A 16,682-nucleotide genomic window follows, 5' to 3' on the forward strand; every position below is an offset into this window, starting at 1 on the left:
CATGGGATCCTTTAGGATCCCATGTTTTGTGCCGCCTCTTGAAAGGCATTTCGTAGCCAAATAAGTCCTTCGTCTTTGTGACGATACTGGTGCCACTGGGCACATTGTTTTAAGACTGGAATATCAAATGGCAGAGGGTGAATTTTTAGCGGCCATGCTTGGGCCATCTTATGCGCTAACCTCGCGTGAATCGTCGCAATATTGTCAGTGCCAATGACTAAAGCGGGCAAGGAGGCAAAACTGAAGGTAGTCGCCGCAATACGACGCTCTATATTGTGTTGGTTCGCAAAAGACAGTTCAAAAAAGCCTTTTTTCATACCACCTGGGCGCATCACCACATGACCTGCCTCAGCATATTTTTGCTTAGTCAACTCGCCTTTTGCCAGCTCACTATGCTGCCATACTACACAGGCAAACTCTTCTTCATACAAAACATCGTTGGGATGCTCCTTCGAAACAAAATCGGAAGGAATGATTAATAAGTCTGCTTCACCGCGCTCTAATTGCTCATGAGGGTTATCGATTTGCGCTAAAAACTCAAAACGTGCTGTGCATTTGTGCTGCCCAACCACCTCAAGTAAGTAGGGAATAAAAACAGTTTGCGTATAGTCGGAACAAAAGATGCTAAAAATTCTATCTGTGTTCTGTGGCTCAAACGTAGGCTGAATAAGAATCGTGCTTTCTATGTTGTTCAAGGCATTGCGTACATGCACTTTTAAGTTCTCACCAAACGGTGTAATCAGCATTTTTCGACCCACTTGTGCCAGCAAGTCATCATTAAAATACTCTCTCAACCTAGATAAAGAATTGCTCAGTGCCGAGGGACTCATATTCAGTTTCTCTGCCCCTTTGGTAATGCTTTGCTCCGTCAGCAAGGTGTCTAATGCCACCAGCAAATTCAAATCAAGCTTTTTAAAACGCATGGGAATCTACCCTTCTTTATTATTTTAATCATTCGATAGTATCGAATCATCGATTCAATTTAAAGGGCTCTTGTGAATGATAAAGCTGGCTTATAGTGGACTTGTTCTTAACGATAAAAATAAAACCTTCAACGAGAGGAAGAACAAATGAGTAGATTTAACTCCGCGTCATTTCGGCTTACGTCTGTGGCTGTCGCCATTATTTCCAGTACGTCAACCGCCTATGGCTTCAATATCGATACCGGCAGTTCTGATTTTAGGCTCAGCCTAGACAATACGGTTAAATACAGTACGGCGCTTCGCTTAGAAGACGCATCTCCTGGCCTGACAAACAGCGCCAACCAAAACGACGGTAACAATAACTTTGATAAGGGTCTGGTTTCCAACCGGCTTGATTTGTTCAGTGAACTGGATGGCTCCTATAAAAACATGGGCTTTCGAGTGAGTGGTGCCGCTTGGTACGACGACGTCTATAACAGTTCTACCGACAACACTAGCAGTACCGCTAATAACACACCTGCCAGCGAATTTTCTGATAACACCAAAAAAATCATGGGTGATGATGCTGAAATACTGGATGCCTTTGTCTATGGTTATTTTCCCGTTATGAATGGGATGGAAGGAACCGTTCGTTTAGGTCGTCACTCCCTCTTATGGGGTGAGAGTTTATTCTTCGGATCTAATGGTATCGCAGGCGGACAAGCGCCTAATGACGTGGTGAAACTGCTATCTGTTCCCAACTCCACATTCAAAGAAACCGTTCGACCAACGGGCAAACTGTCGGTCGACATACCAATCAGTGATGAAGCAACCATTGGCGCCTATATCGGCTATGAATGGGAAGCGTCACGTATTCCACCTGTCGGTTCCTACTTGTCCAGTGGCGACGCCATTGCTTCAGATGTCTTACTTATTGGTCAAAATAAAGCTCAGAAAACCAAGGATGAGGAAGCCAGTGACTCGGGGCAATATGGTCTGCAATTGCGTTGGAGCGATAATGATCTGGATGCAGATTTTGGTTTGTATGCCATTCGCTACAATGCTTATAGCGCCAGTAACCAGTATATGGTTGCACCTAGTGGTATTCCAGAGCAATTCAAATTTGCCTACGCCGAAGGCATCGAAGCTTACGGTGCCAGTATGGCGAAAAGCGTTGGCGTTTGGGGTCTGGCAATGGAAGTATCTTATCGCCGTAATGCCCCTCTACAAAGTAAGGGCCAAACAATCACGCCATCAGGCGTGCAATACGACAACAATGATAATCCAGGTTATGCGGTTGGTGAAACAGCCCATGCTCAGTTCTCTTGGATGGCAAGTCTAGGACCAAGTTTTATCTCTAAAGAAGCCAGTTTTATGGGCGAAATTGCTTGGAATACTCGAGTCAAAACCACTGAAAACGAAAGTATGCTAAACCCCAATGCTGACCGCTCTGCGGTCGGTTTGAGAATGGTGTATAGCCCAACTTACCGTCAAGCTTTTGATGGCCTTGATCTGTCTCCATCCGTTGGCTTTGGCCACACTTGGGGGAAATCGTCTGCAGTAGGCGCCTTTGGGGTTGATGGGGGCGGTGATGTCAATGTCGGCATTAAAGCTGTCTATCTAGATCGGTGGAATATGTCCTTAAGCTACACCAAATACTTAGGTGAAGAAGGCAACTTCCTCGATGACAACAATTATGCGCAATATAAGCAAACGTTGAAAGATCGAGACTTCCTTGCAGCTTCTATTAACACCACCTTTTAAGTTTTGGAGAACGAAATGTATAAAAACAAAAAACACCGTTTGAACGTTCTTTTCACCTCAGTACTTTTGAGCGGTTTTGCTTCACTAAGCTTGGCCGCGGTCAGCCCAGAAGAAGCGGCTCGTTTAGGCCAGGATTTAACCCCTTTCGGCGGTGAAAAAGCAGGCAATAGCGCAGGCACGATTCCCGCTTGGACAGGAGGATTTAACAAACCTATCCCTGGGGAGATTTTAGGAGGAAAGCGCTTAGATCCATTTAAAGATGAAAAGCCGCTGTATTCCGTCACCGCACAAAATATGGCGCAATACAGTGAACATCTAACAGATGGCGTCAAGGCGATGCTTACTAAGTACCCGGATACCTATCGTTTAGATGTCTATCCTACGCACAGAACGGCGACAGCACCAAAGTGGGTCTATGACTTTACGATGCAAAATGCACTCAAAGCAAAGTTAGAGGGGCATAAACTGATTGACGCTTATGGTGGCACCCCATTCCCTATCGCTAAAAATGGTCTAGAAGCCATTAATAATCACAGATTATCTTGGCGTGGCGTAAGCTGGGAAGCCGCATTCAACCAATATCAAATTACGTCAAGTGGCAAGGTGGTACTGACTACCGATGGCTTTATAAAACGTCAAGTTCCCTATTATTTTGAAGATGGCTCAAGTGAAGACTTCAATGGCTACTTTGAGCAGATTCTGCTGGAGAATTATGGTCCGCCAATTCGAGCTGGAGCACTGATTGGTGGACAAACCAATCTCGACTCCTCGAAAACCAAGTCGTACGTTTACTTAGCTGGCCAACGCCGAGTAAGAAAACTCGCCAATCCTTGCTGTGATACACCAACGCCTGCTACCGCTGGCTTGATGTCCTTTGATGAAATAAGTGTGTTTTCTGGACGTACCGAAACCTTTGATTGGAAGTTATTAGGTAAAAAAGAAATTTTCCTACCTTATAACCAGAATCATTTTTTGCAATACCCAGACAAAGACATCATTACTGGAAATCACTTAAATCCAGATGCGGTTCGCTGGGAGCTACACCGAGTCTGGGTGGTTGAAGCAACTGTGGCGAAAGGCAAACGTCATCAAGCCGCACGTAGCCGATATTATCTTGATGAAGATACTTGGCAAGCCATGTTGGGCGATCGCTGGGATTCAAAAGGACAATTATGGAAAACACTTTGGGGTTTCAATTACATCATGCCGGAATTCCCAGGCACCATCCCTCAGACATTCGGCTTTTATAACCTACTGTCAGGGGAAGGTTACGCGGCTAACGTGATGAACGATAAAGCATTTCATTATCGTCCAAGAAAGCGTTTTCCTACCAGTACCTTTACGGGTCAAGGTATCGCGCGACAAGGTATGAGGTAACTAGAAATAAATTGAGTTGAACGGTTTGCCTTGAGGAGTGAGTAGCCTTACTCCCCTTTAGGTTACCTCATTGCCTTGGGGCAAACTGCTTTTTATCTATCAAGTTACTAAACAATTTAAACCGACTATTAAGCTGAAATAAAACAATTGGAGAACTTATGTTTCGTTATTTTCCGAGCAATTATCCATGGGACCTTTCGATCAATCTGGCACTAGAAATGGGGGCTCGTATAGGGGAAATTGAAGAGATGTGCGCACCGCTAAAAGAAGCGGCTAAAGCTAAAGACGAAGCAGGTTCAATAGCCTTTAGAGAAAGCTGGGAACGCATGGCGGATAAGCTGTGTGATTTGGCACAAGAAGACGAAGACAAGGGTCGATTGTTATCGGCTGGTGACAAATATGCTCGAGCAGCAACCTATTATGGCACAGCTGAACGCTTGCAAGGCCTTGGAAGCGAAAGTCGACTAACCCTATACAAACACTTTTTAAAAGTCTTCGCTAAGGGAACGACCTTAGCGAAAGAAAACTGTGAACGCGTTGAGATTCCTTACGAGGGTAAACACATATCCGCCTTATATGTTCGCGCCGAAGGCGTCGAAGGCAAAGCGCCCATTCTCGTTCAAGTCAATGGCCTAGATTCTATTAAAGAGATGATCTATCGCGTAGGCGTGCCTCAATTATTAGCAAAACGTGGCATTTCCTCTCTCATTGTTGACCAACCAGGTACAGGCGAAGCCATACGCCTACAAGGGTTTACTGCCCGCTATGACAGTGAACATTGGGCCAGTCGAATTGTCGATTGGTTAGAAACACGTGACGAAATTGATGCCAAAAGAATTGGCTTACAAGGGGTTTCCCTCGGCGGTTATTACTGCCCAAGAGCCGTTGCTTTTGAACCTAGATTTGCCTGTGGCCTTGTATGGGGTGCTAACCATGATTGGCGTGATGTACAAAAACGTCGCTTAGAAAAAGAAGGTGACTTTCCCGTTCCGCACTATTGGGATCATGTACGTTGGGTGTGGGGCGCAAAAGACATGGACGAATTTATGCAAATCGCTGAAAACGTCCACCTTGATGGTGTACTCGATCAAATCAAGGTGCCATTCCTCGTCACTCATGGTGAAAAAGATTCTCAGATCCCTCTTAAATGGGCGTACCGAACCTATGAGCAACTCGTCAATAGCCCTAAACGAGAACTTAAAATTTTCACTGATCGAGAAGGTGGTGTACAGCACTCTAGCTTTGATAACTCCGCCAATGCAGGTGCCTACTTAGTCGACTGGGTGGCAGAAACGCTCGGTGGTCATACAGCCTAACCACTTACTAGAGGAAAGAGATATGAAAGTTGTAGGTTTAGAAACCATTATTTTTGGGGTAGACGATATCCCTTCTTGCGCCACCTTTTTAACCGATTATGGTCTCATTCCAGTCGATGTTACTGATGAAGGTGGGCGCTTTGAGGCGCTGGATGGCACAGGCGTTGTTCTGGCTAAAACAGAGGATCCGAGTCTGCCAGCCAGTGTTGGCAATGGCTGTATGATGCGAAAAACAATCATGGGCGTCGCTGACCAACAAAGTCTTGACGACCTGTATGCTGAGCTCAGTAAAGACCGTGCAGTCGAAACATTAGCAGATGGGTCTATCGAATCTCATGATGACTCAGGTTTCGCCATCGGCTTTCAAATCTCTAAGAAAAAGCAGATTAACCTAGTGGGCGAAATTTCAAACCTTCCAGGCTCGCCATTTCAAAGACCGGTTAACCAACTGGGCGTCGACGTCGATGCAGAACAAATTCGTCCGATAAGCCTGTCTCACATTGTGTATTTTGTGCCAGATGTTAAAAAAGCAGAAGCCTTCTATGTTGAACGACTGGGCTTTCGCTGTACCGATCGTTTTGAAGACATAGGGCCGTTTTTACAACCGAGTGGCAGTTTAGAACATCATACTCATTTTTTAATTGGTGCACCGCCGTTCATGCAAGGTGTTGAGCATTTTACCTTCCATTTTAGTGGCCCGACTGAGTTGATGCAAAATGGCGAGCGTTTTATCAAAAAAGGTTATCAAGCCTTTTGGGGACCAGGTCGTCATATTTTAGGTTCAAACTGGTTCTGGTATTTCAACAGCCCGTTTGCTTGCCATATTGAAATGGACGCCGACATGGATCTTCACGACAAAAATTGGACGCCTCGTGTTTCACCAATGGGAGCAGATGCTTCACAGGCTTTTTTGATGCGAAATCGAGAGAAATGGGCGCCTGGGGCAGACACCCCTCACAACGGTGATTATGAATAAAGGATCGAGAGAAAAAGAGTCGTTCTTCCCTAACAAAGCGTGGTACGAAGCACCATTCCCCCTTGTTTATTAACAAGGGGGTCGGCCTATAACAACGGCCTTTAGTCTTCGCGACCACAGAATAAAAATAAATAACGTGGGTGATAAAATATGTTGATACTAAGAATCACAAACCAGATACGCTTTGGCAAAGCAAAAGCCAGAATTTGCCGACCTATTATTTTCCAATTAGGAGAAGTGTTATGAGTCAGCGATTTGGTTTAAAAGGTAATGTCGCTATCATGGCGTCGAACTGCGCAGGCATGCTTGATTTGGTTGCGTTACCCCTCTGGATAGGCGTGTTAGTAGCGGCTTATCATTATGACGCTCAGCAAGCTGGCGCGTTAGTCACTCTCTTTCTCATCGGTGCTGTTTGCGCAAGCCTATCAATTGCACCGCGTTTTAAAAAAATGAATCACAAACTGGTGACTACGGTTGGTTATCTGGCTGCGGGGGGGTGTTTTTTTATTGCCTCACAGACTTCCAGCTTTTTGCATTTAGCCATACTGCACTTGATTGCCGGTGCTTGTGCAAGTTCAGCGCTTAGCATGACCCATGGCACCGTTGCACGGGCTGAAAACCCTCATAGATTATACGCTATGACTGGGTTCGCATCCGGCTTGTTAGGCTTGGCATTTATGGCCGTTACGCCAAACATCATCCAGCTAAAAGGTGGCCATTCCTTGTTTATTATCTTTGCGGGAGTAATGGTCTTAGCCGCTTTAATCTGTGCCCTAGCCTTCCCTAGAGTCAATTTTGACAAGCAAGAGTTAGAGAAAAGCGAAACCCTAACTCATAAAAAAATCCCCACTAATGTTTGGTACGGCATGATAGGCATTAGCTTAATGGTGGTGACACAGGCCATGACCTTTAGCTTTATGGAACGTGTTGCCAATGAGAGAGGCTTTAGCGCAAAGGAAATCACCTTCATTCTAGTGGCGCTTTCCCTATTTAACCTTTTTGCTACTGTCATGGCTGGTATCTCAGAAAAACGTATCTCGACTCGTTTAGTACTTTTCCTTGGCCCTGTCATACAGGTGATCTTAGCCAATATTATTATGAATTCGTCGTCATTAGTGTTATTCGGTGCCGCGTCTATCGTCTTTGTCTCACTCATCATGTTCACCCATACCTTTGTATTTGGTTTGTTAGCCAAATTAGATACTTCTGGACGTGCTTTAGCCGCCACACCTGCAGTACTAATGATAGGCGCCGCCATCGGCCCGGTTCTTGGCGGCACCATTGTCAAGCTAGCCGGCTATCATGGTATCGGTATTGCGGCACTGTGTTTTGGCAGTCTCTCTGTGTTTTGTTTTATGCGGGTTTTTCACCAAGCTCCTCTAATGGTTAAATCGGAGCCTACAGTATGAAGGGACAAGGTGGAAAATTAGGCTTCTATCCTATCGCACTACTGCTTTTGCTTATTTTCTCTATCAGCAAAAGCCAAGCGGCAACCAAGGATGCAATGGAGCGCGCTGCGACCCAATCCGATTTAGGTGATCATTCTGTTCTATTAGGTGCCGCCTACGCGGGCGCTTCTCTTTTTACCGTGGGTGAAAGAGGCTTAATTCTCCGCTCTAACGATAATGGTGAAAGCTGGCAACAGGTCCCCTCTCCAGTGAGCGTGACCTTAACTGGCATAGCCTTCAGCGATAAGAATAACGGTTACGCGATTGGGCATAGCGGCATTGTCTTAGGAACAAGCAATGGTGGTGACAGTTGGCAAGTTAAGTTAAATGGCCAAGCCTTAGCAAAGCAGTTACTCACGGAAGCCATCGATGACGGCGATGACCAAACGATTCAAGAGATGCAGCGTCTCGTGACAGATGGCCCAGACAAACCTTTTTTGGATCTTTTACAACTGGGTCCAAAACATTTGGTGGTCGTCGGTGCCTATGGCCTTGCCGTTGAAACAAAAGACGCAGGAAAAACGTGGCAATCTTGGATGGGGCGCATCGAAAACTTTTTCGGTTACCACCTTTATGCCGTCAGAAAACAAGGCGATCGAGTATTAATCGCGGGGGAACAAGGCTTCATTGCATTATCCGTGGACAATGGACAGACCTTTAAGACACTAGAGTCGCCATATGAAGGCAGTTTTTTCACTGCTGAGTTACTCTCAAATAACGATCTGATTGTTGCAGGCCTTCGAGGCAATGCTTTTGTTTCTCATGACAAGGGTTCTTCTTGGGAAAAAATCATTGATCCGCTACCTGCGTCTATTACCGCCTCGCTGATCAGCAAAAATGGACAGCTGTTTATGTCAAATCAAGCCGGCATGATACTGTCATTAGCAAACGACCAGTTGCTTCCTATTAATCACAAACCACTTCCGCCACTAACTCATCTAATAGAAACCTCTAAAGGTAATCTGCTTGCTCTTAGTATCAGTGGTTCCATTCCAGTACACATAGGAAACTCAAAATGAAGTATGAAGTCCCTGTTTCCGACACTAAAAAAGCGCCTTTCGACCCAAACTCTGGGCAGCTGATTGAGAGAATACTGTTTAATCATAGATTGATTGTGTTGATGATTTTTACCGTTTTGTCGGTCATTCTTGCATGGCAATCCAGTAAACTGACCATTAATGCAAGCTTTGAAAAGACTCTTCCGACAGAACAAAGCTATATCAAAAATTACCTTAATTACGAGACAGAACTGACCGGGCTAGGCAACGCGCTTAGAATTGCCGTCGCCAATCCTGGTGGCAGTATTTATGATGCCCACTATCTTGAACTTTTGCGTCAACTAAGCGATGAAGTCTTCCTTATGCCAGGCGTGGATCGTGTCCAAATGAAATCCCTTTGGACACCTTCTACTCGCTGGATCGGTATCACCGAAGAAGGCTTAGAAGGCGGCCCAGTTATTCCAGAAGGATACGACGGTTCTCCTGAAAGCCTACAACAGCTTAAAGCGAATGTTGCTCGCTCTGGGCAAATAGGCCAACTTATCGCCGCAGACGAAGAATCGACTGTGATTTATATGCCGCTGTTAAATCAAGACGCAACAGGCAAGCCTCTTGATTATGCAAGCTACTCTGAAAAATTAGAGAAGCTACGTGCTAAGTATCAAGAAAAAGGATTAGACATTCACATAACGGGCTTCACAAAAGTGATGGGGGACCTCATTGCGGGAGTGCAAACCGTTATTTGGTTTTTCGTTGTTGCTGTGATCATCGCCACGTTAATGGTCTTTTGGTACACCCGCTGCGTTCGCTCCACTGGCTTAGTGGTGTTTGCTTCTTTATTGGCTGTGGTATGGCAGTTGGGCATATTGCCAACGCTAGGTTATGACCTTGATCCCTATTCCATCCTAGTGCCCTTTTTAGTCTTTGCGATCGGTATGAGCCACGGGGCGCAGAAAATGAATGGCATTATGCAGGATGTAGGCCGAGGTTTTGACAAACTTGTCGCTGCTCGATTTACCTTTAGACGGCTGTTTCTAGCGGGTCTTACCGCCTTACTTGCTGATGCGGTTGGCTTTGCCGTGCTATTAGTGATTGATATCAAAGTCATCCAAGAATTGGCCATCGCCGCTTCCATAGGTGTGGCGGTACTGATCTTCACCAATTTAATTCTACTTCCTATCCTGCTTTCCTATGTGGGTGTCAGTACTTCGGCGGCACAACGCAGTGTCGTTAACGATATAACGTCCGATGAAAGCAAAAAAGCGCCCATTTTATGGCGTCTTTTGGATAAATTTACTCAACGAAAATGGGCAACCGCGGCCTTAATCTGTGGGTTTATATTAGCGGCAGGCGGCTATTATCAAAGTACTTATCTAAAGATTGGGGATTTGGATCAAGGCGCACCAGAGTTACGTAAAGACAGTCGATACAATCAAGACGTTGCCTTTATGAATAAGCATTATGGCGCTTCCAGTGATGTATTAGCCATTATGGTCAAAACCCCGGATGGTCAATGTTCTCAATATCAAACACTGAATAAAATTGATGCGCTAGAATGGCAGTTACGCCAATTACCGGGCGTAGAATCCACCAATTCACTCCCTTTATTGTCTCGCAGAGTGTTAGCTGGATTAAACGAAGGCAACCCAAAATGGTATGAATTTTTAGAAAACCAAAGAATGTTAAATTACATCACTGCTGGTGCGCCCCGTGGGCTGTACAACAACAGTTGTAATTTACTGACTATTTATACCTATCTTGAAGATCACAAGGCCGACACCTTAAGCCGGATTGTGTCCCACGTCGAACAATTCGCTGCACAAAATAATACTGATGATGTCCAATTTCTGCTAGCGGCAGGCAGTGCTGGTATTCAGGCAGCAACCAACATAACGGTTAAAGAAGCTTGGTATAACATGCTCTTCCTTGTTTACGGGGCGGTCATCATTCTCTCCTTTATTACCTTTCGCTCATGGCGCGCCGTCGTGGTGGCGGTACTTCCGTTGATGCTGACCTCAGTGTTAGCAGAAGCGCTAATGGTTCAACTTGAGATGGGCGTAAAAGTCGCTACCTTGCCAGTTATCGCCCTTGGAGTAGGTATTGGCATCGATTACGCCTTGTATATTTTATCCATTACTCTGATGGAGTTACGTCGAGGTTCAAGCCTATCAAAGGCTTACTTAAGAGCACTTAATTTCACTGGAAAAGTGGTCATGCTCACAGGCATAACCTTATCGATTGGTGTTATTACTTGGGTACTTAGTCCCATTAAATTCCAAGCCGATATGGGACTATTGCTGGCCTTCATGTTCTTATGGAACATGTTAGGAGCGCTTATTTTACTGCCTGCGTTAGCACACTTTTTATTAAAGCCCAGTTATGCCAATGCAAACCAGCAGGAGGTAAGTGAGGCTCGTGATCAAGATGTCACGCCACCTCAAACAACGAAAGCTGAGTCGATAGCAGACGCGTCATCAGAAAAGACGCTGTCTGATACAAGCAACCGGCCCCTATCAACATCATTATGAATAAGTTCTCTCCTCTATGTCATGTTGATGACCTAGAGAATGACTGCACAAAAGGTTTTCTAGAAAACGAAAATGGGCAGGATGCCATTTTTATCGTGAAGAAAAACGGTGAGCTTTACGGTTGGAAAAATGCGTGCCCGCATGTGCAGGGAGCGCCGATGGCATGGCGTAAGGATCAGTATCTGAATACTCAGAAAACGCACCTTACCTGCTTTGCTCACGGTGCATTGTTTGACCCTACCACAGGGCTTTGTATTCAAGGTCCCTGTCTTGGTAAGACATTAGAAAAAGTTGAACTCTTCGTCAGTTCTGAAGGCATTGTTTCATTTTTAGACCTAAACAATAAAAATAAGGAGTCATGATATGTCAGCTGTAAATAAAGTTTTGGTGATCGGTGGTGGTTTCTCGGGAATGGCCGCGGCAATCAGGCTATCTCGCAACGGAATCGATGTCGACTTGGTCGAGATTGACCCAGATTGGTGTGAACTGGGTGCTGGTATTACTATTAATGGTGTCTCCATGCGAGCTTTAGAGATCCTCGGTCTTTATGATGATGTCGTTAAGCAAGGGTGTGTAACCGATACCATCGGCATGTATTTAAGTAATGGTCAGCTGCTAACCAATCTACCGACGCCAAGCCCAGTCGGTTCGAGCGTAGGCGGTTGTGGCGGTATTTTTAGACCGACCTTGGCACGCATTATGTCCAATGCAACACTTGAAGCAGGCGTTAACGTGCGTTTGGGTTGTACTTATAACAGCATTACTCAGGCAGAAAATGGGGCGGAAGTGACCTTCACTGATGGTACGACAGGCCAATATGATCTCGTCATCGGTGCGGACGGTATCCACTCAAAATTACGCCAAGAATTTTTCCCAGAGGTGTCAGATCCTGAATATGTCGGTCAAGGTGTATGGCGTGCCATTATGCCTCGCCCAGAAGAAATTGACCGTGTTCATATGTGGTTGGGGCAACACCTAAAACTGGGTGTTAATCCTGTTTCTGATTCGCTCATGTATATGTTCATCACAGAAGATCGTCCAAACAAAGAGCACATTGATAAATCTACCTGGCCAACCCTGTTTGCCAAGTTAATGTCGGAATTTTCCGATCCCATTGTTCAAGCCTTGATTCCTCGTGCTTATGATGAACGAGCCAGTATTGACTACCGCCCTCTGATGAACATCTTAGTCAAAATGCCTTGGAACCGTGGTCGCCTTGTTTTAATCGGTGATACCGTCGCCGCCACCACTCCTCACCTGGCCTCAGGCGCTGGTATTGGCATTGAAAGTGCCATCGTTTTAGCAGATGAGTTAGCCAGAAATGAGGATCTAGACAGCGCGTTTGCAAGATTTCACGAACGTCGTTGGGAACGCTGCAGAATGGTTGTTGAAAACTCGGCTCGCCTCTGTGACATCGAGATTCATGGTGGTGACAAAGAAGAACATTCCGCCATTATGCGTGAATCTTTAATCGCTCTGTCTCAACCTATTTAATGAACCTTCTTTTTTTAACCTGCTGTACTATAGGAGTGAAGCCGTATGACTCTTCCGACAACTCATCGTGTTATAACGGGTCATGATGAAGAGGGTAATGCCATTATTGTCGAAAATGGCCCAATACCCACTACGATGGATTTCGACGCCATTCCAGGGACAAAATTTCATGAGATATGGAACACCACGGAAACACCAAGCGTCATTAATCTTGATGATCAAGACCCAACATTAGGGCCAGTTGTTTTATCGCCGCCAAAGAATGGGACACGTATTCGTTTTGTCGATATCCCGCCAGATACGGAAGAGTTTTTAACTCAGGGTAAAGACAAAATGGAGGGGGTCTTTTCGAGCATTGGTAGTAGTGAGTTTTCAACGGTAAAAGAAAATTCACCTCATCCCCTAATGCACAGGACAGAATCCGTCGATTACGGCATCGTCATAGAAGGAGAGCTGACCCTCATTGTGGACGATGGAGAGGCACAGCTAAAACCTGGCAGTGTGGTCATACAACGAGGGACAAATCATGCTTGGGCGAATAAATCCAACAAGATGTGCCGAATTGTCTTTATCTTGGTTGATGCTTGTTATGACGCGGAATTAGACAAGGCTTTAACCGCTAACAATTAGCCAATAATCAAAGTTCAAAAAGCCATTCCAGCGGAATGGCTTTTTTGTTATTAAACAGGATAAGTCTTTGCAGTGACATTCCTGAAAATAACGGATTCTCAGGAAAATAGAATAGATGGCGAGCGTCCAAATTGAAACGTCCTGCATTGAGAATAGCAACATAAAACCATCGTTACTCTCAATACAGGACGTTTAATTGGTTACGATTTCGAACGACGAAATAAAATGGTCAGTACGAATAATATCGTTTTGAAATTAAGCAACTTAAGAGCGGCTCTGGCTTCTTCAGGCTTAAGTCGCGCTTTCATTGGCATCGATCCAAATATCTTTCCCGTTATGACCAGATCGTCACCATCTTGCTCCAGCGCTCGGATGGTCATCAGCTCCTTACCTTGACCATCGTATACCATCATCTGTTTTTTCTTGTCGGAACGGCTCATCGCACTTCCTCATTGAATACTTTATCGTAGTCAATACCAAGGTCGTCCATCATTTGAATAGCAGTTGCACGGCCTCCGCCTGTCACGCCACCACCTGGGTGCATAGCGGGGCCCACTAGATACAAGCTTTCTACTTCAGGGACTCGGAAATCGCCAAGGTCAGGGGTCGGTCTATGCCCCATACTTTGATAAAAGGGATTTGCCGCACCATGAATATCGCCATTCAGAAAGCTGTTCGGGCTATAACGTTGATGGTCCATTGGCGAACCAATATGACGCGCTATAATATTGTCATCCTCAAGGCCGTCATAAAACTTACGATATTGTGCTAAAGCTTCATCAGCAATGGCTTCTTTGCTCTCATCCCACCCTTCTAATCCGCCTTCATGCAGCTTAGCAGGCACTAGATGTACACCGTAAAACACACCGCTGCCCGCCGGCGCTCTGGATGGATCTGTGTGAGTGACATCAAACCCACCAATCAAACGAGATGACGGTACTCCGCGTCGAATTTTATCAAACTCCATGCACATGTCGCGAACCGTATAAAAGTCCATCAGTTCTACCGCATGTGAGTGATACTCTTTGCCGACCTTCAGGGTCGCTTGCTTTTTCAAATTTAGGTGAATCATATTGACCGATATTTCAGTGGTCGTAACACGCTTTGCACGCTTAACAACAGGCTCTGGAACCCCCTCAACGAACTTATCCAAAACGTGCGGATGGATTGCGCCAATCACACCATCTTTCGCCATAAAGGTTTCGCCGTTAGTCAGTTCAAGTCCTGTCGCTTTTCCAGAAGAGACGATGACGCGTGCCACTTCAGCATCACATCGCACTTCCCCACCATAATGCTCAATACACTTAACTAAGGATTCAGAGAGTTTGCCAGATCCCCCTTTCGGGACACCACCGCCATAGGTATGAAGCATGGCGTTAGACAAGAAAGCCGCAATGCCTGTACTCAAATCATCAGGATTAATCAAGGCTTCAGCGACGGCACGAAGCAAATGCAATTTAACCAGTTCATTTTCAAAGGTTTCTTCGATAATGTCGCGAGCGCTACGCTGCATCATATCAAACATAAAACGTCCCTGATCGGATTGATCCATCATGGCGACAAACGCACCTAATGGCGTTGGCGGAATAGCAAGTCCTGTCATCATCATGGGCAAAACTTTCTGCCCCGCTTGAACAAACTGTCGATACACTTCGGCATCACGAGGAGAAACTTTCGCAAACTCTTCACAGGTCCGATCAAGATCTTTCCATGAAACGAGAACAGTGCCATCATCCCACACACTCACGACACTGCGATCCATGTAGTCATAACTCAAACCAAACTTAGACTGCAAACCCAGTTCGTCATTTTGTATTAAAGGGTTCGCTAAAATCATAACGTGCGTTGCGGAATGCTCGTCATTAAAATAACCAGGGGTCATCAACTCTCTTGTTGTGACACCACCACCGTAAAAAGGCTGCCGCTCCAAAACAATTACTTTTTTGCCAGCTTTCGCCATGTAGGCAGCAGCAACCAAACCATTGTGGCCGGCGCCCATTACAACAACGTCATAATGACTCATCTCACTTACTCCTATTATTTTTTTTATAGATTGGGTTATAGTCTATCCTTCCTGAAAAACACCAATAAGTGCGAAATACACCTCTTTTTAGATCAAACCGTACATAAGGAAGGGCTATGGATCTCTTAAGCGAAACGTTACTTTCCCTAAAAATAAAAAATATGTTGATCGGAACCTATCACTTAAGCGCCCCTTGGGGGTTTAGCTCACAAGGTTTTGACTATGGCTTCAGCTTTAATGTGATTGAAAACAGTTGCTGGATAACACCAGAGGGAGAAGAGCCAATTGAACTTCACTCAGGCGATTCTTTTATCTTTCCCCGTGGTGGGCCTATGTCACTCAGTTCTGATCACCAAGTAGAGATTCATCCTGTTGCTGACGTCTGGAACTCAGAGGAGGAAAGCTTTATTGGGTTTGAGCAACATCCACCTGGTGCCTATTACGAAACTCATTGGGGAGGCGGTGGTGAAAAAACTCGCTTGCTGAGTTTAGTGTTTGAAATCGAGGAACAAAGCCGAAGCAGTTTATTCAATGCCTTGCCACATTTTTTAGTATTACGTAAACATGAATGCCAAGAGTTTCATTTGATTCGTTCTGCCCTCTATGCCATTGCTCAAGAAAAAACCAATATGCAACCGGGAGAATATGCGATTAGAAACCACATCAGTGAAGCGCTTTTAGTCAGCCAGTTACGCGCCCATGTCGCTCAAACACACTATTCATCGGGATTACTGGCCGCCATTAAAGACCCCTATTTGCAACCGCTATTAATTGCGTTACATAAAACGCCACAGAAAAAGTGGAGTGTGGAATTGATGGCCAAAGAAGCCGGATTGTCGCGGACAGCGTTCGCCAAACGATTTAACAACATACTGGATAACACGCCGATGAATTACTTACATCAACATCGAATGGAGCTGGCCGCAACCAAACTAAAAGAGACTCAAGCTAATGTTGAAACCATTGCTCAGGATTTGGGGTATGCGAATAGTCAGCACTTTAGAAAACACTTTTTACGTACTTATCAACAATCACCAAGTGCATACAGAAACTCATCGTCTTAAGGTGCTTCGCTCTTTTTTACAGTACCCTTTTGTGCGAGGCGAAATAAAGATACATCATCGTATTTACAAGACACTTTGCTCTTTTTAAAAGTAGTGTTTTGGGTGTTAACTAGGCCCCATGCTAGGCAAGAAGCTTTACAGGGAGATAATGGATTAGGACAA

Annotated in this window: 14 protein-coding genes; 11 read left to right on the forward strand and 3 right to left on the reverse strand. The window is 45.2% G+C overall.

All coding sequences use genetic code 11. The features are described 5' to 3' along the window. Nucleotides 1-11 precede the first annotated feature (11 nt). The gene (locus tag DFP76_RS07515) at nt 12-923 is read right to left on the reverse strand and encodes a LysR family transcriptional regulator (RefSeq protein ID WP_013661360.1); all 912 of its coding nucleotides are present in this window, start codon (nt 921-923) and stop codon (nt 12-14) included. Between the two features lie 147 nt (nt 924-1,070). Between DFP76_RS07515 and DFP76_RS07520 the strand changes: the two genes are divergently transcribed. The 10 genes from DFP76_RS07520 (at nt 1,071) to DFP76_RS07565 (ending at nt 13,433) form a co-directional block, all read left to right on the forward strand. Next, a complete protein-coding gene (locus DFP76_RS07520; protein WP_113874028.1) occupies nt 1,071-2,666 on the forward strand; it encodes a DUF1302 domain-containing protein in 1,596 nt (531 codons plus the stop codon). 15 nt (nt 2,667-2,681) lie between these two features. After that, a complete protein-coding gene (locus tag DFP76_RS07525; protein WP_113874029.1) occupies nt 2,682-4,043 on the forward strand; it encodes a DUF1329 domain-containing protein in 1,362 nt (453 codons plus the stop codon). Nucleotides 4,044-4,201: 158 nt separating this feature from the next. Then, nucleotides 4,202-5,359, forward strand: a complete 1,158-nt coding sequence (locus tag DFP76_RS07530) for an alpha/beta hydrolase family protein (RefSeq protein ID WP_113874030.1) — start codon at nt 4,202-4,204, stop codon at nt 5,357-5,359. 22 nt (nt 5,360-5,381) lie between these two features. Continuing rightward, entirely contained in the window at nt 5,382-6,335 is a 954-nt protein-coding gene (locus DFP76_RS07535) for a VOC family protein (protein ID WP_013796896.1), read from the forward strand. Between the two features lie 242 nt (nt 6,336-6,577). Next, entirely contained in the window at nt 6,578-7,744 is a 1,167-nt protein-coding gene (locus DFP76_RS07540; RefSeq protein ID WP_113874031.1) for an MFS transporter, read from the forward strand. Beyond that, a complete protein-coding gene (locus tag DFP76_RS07545; RefSeq protein WP_113874032.1) occupies nt 7,741-8,802 on the forward strand; it encodes a WD40/YVTN/BNR-like repeat-containing protein in 1,062 nt (353 codons plus the stop codon). Before DFP76_RS07540 ends, DFP76_RS07545 begins: the two co-directional genes overlap by 4 nt. Beyond that, the gene (locus DFP76_RS07550; RefSeq protein WP_113874033.1) at nt 8,799-11,309 is read left to right on the forward strand and encodes an efflux RND transporter permease subunit; all 2,511 of its coding nucleotides are present in this window, start codon (nt 8,799-8,801) and stop codon (nt 11,307-11,309) included. Before DFP76_RS07545 ends, DFP76_RS07550 begins: the two co-directional genes overlap by 4 nt. Beyond that, on the forward strand, nt 11,306-11,671 hold the full coding sequence (locus DFP76_RS07555; protein ID WP_113874034.1) for a Rieske (2Fe-2S) protein: 366 nt from the start codon (nt 11,306-11,308) through the stop codon (nt 11,669-11,671). Before DFP76_RS07550 ends, DFP76_RS07555 begins: the two co-directional genes overlap by 4 nt. A gap of 1 nt (nt 11,672) precedes the next feature. Continuing rightward, complete coding sequence (locus DFP76_RS07560) at nt 11,673-12,803, forward strand: FAD-dependent oxidoreductase (RefSeq protein WP_113874035.1); 1,131 nt, start codon at nt 11,673-11,675, stop codon at nt 12,801-12,803. A 45-nt stretch (nt 12,804-12,848) separates the two neighbouring features. Next, nucleotides 12,849-13,433, forward strand: coding sequence for a cupin domain-containing protein (locus tag DFP76_RS07565; RefSeq protein ID WP_113874036.1), 585 nt, complete (start codon nt 12,849-12,851; stop codon nt 13,431-13,433). Nucleotides 13,434-13,633: 200 nt separating this feature from the next. On the opposite strand, the gene DFP76_RS07570 is transcribed toward DFP76_RS07565, so the two are convergent. Both DFP76_RS07570 and DFP76_RS07575 read right to left on the reverse strand, forming a co-directional pair. Further along, nucleotides 13,634-13,873 (reverse strand): hypothetical protein, encoded by a 240-nt coding sequence (locus DFP76_RS07570; RefSeq protein ID WP_013661371.1) that lies wholly within the window; start codon nt 13,871-13,873, stop codon nt 13,634-13,636. Continuing rightward, entirely contained in the window at nt 13,870-15,456 is a 1,587-nt protein-coding gene (locus DFP76_RS07575) for a phytoene desaturase family protein (protein ID WP_113874037.1), read from the reverse strand. Before DFP76_RS07575 ends, DFP76_RS07570 begins: the two co-directional genes overlap by 4 nt. Before the next feature lie 116 nt (nt 15,457-15,572). On the opposite strand from DFP76_RS07575, the gene DFP76_RS07580 reads away from it, so the two are divergent. Next, nucleotides 15,573-16,520 (forward strand): AraC family transcriptional regulator, encoded by a 948-nt coding sequence (locus DFP76_RS07580; protein WP_013796904.1) that lies wholly within the window; start codon nt 15,573-15,575, stop codon nt 16,518-16,520. Nucleotides 16,521-16,682: the final 162 nt, after the last annotated feature.

Origin of the sequence: Marinomonas aquiplantarum (assembly GCF_003314975.1) — a bacterium.
GTDB lineage: Bacteria > Pseudomonadota > Gammaproteobacteria > Pseudomonadales > Marinomonadaceae > Marinomonas > Marinomonas aquiplantarum.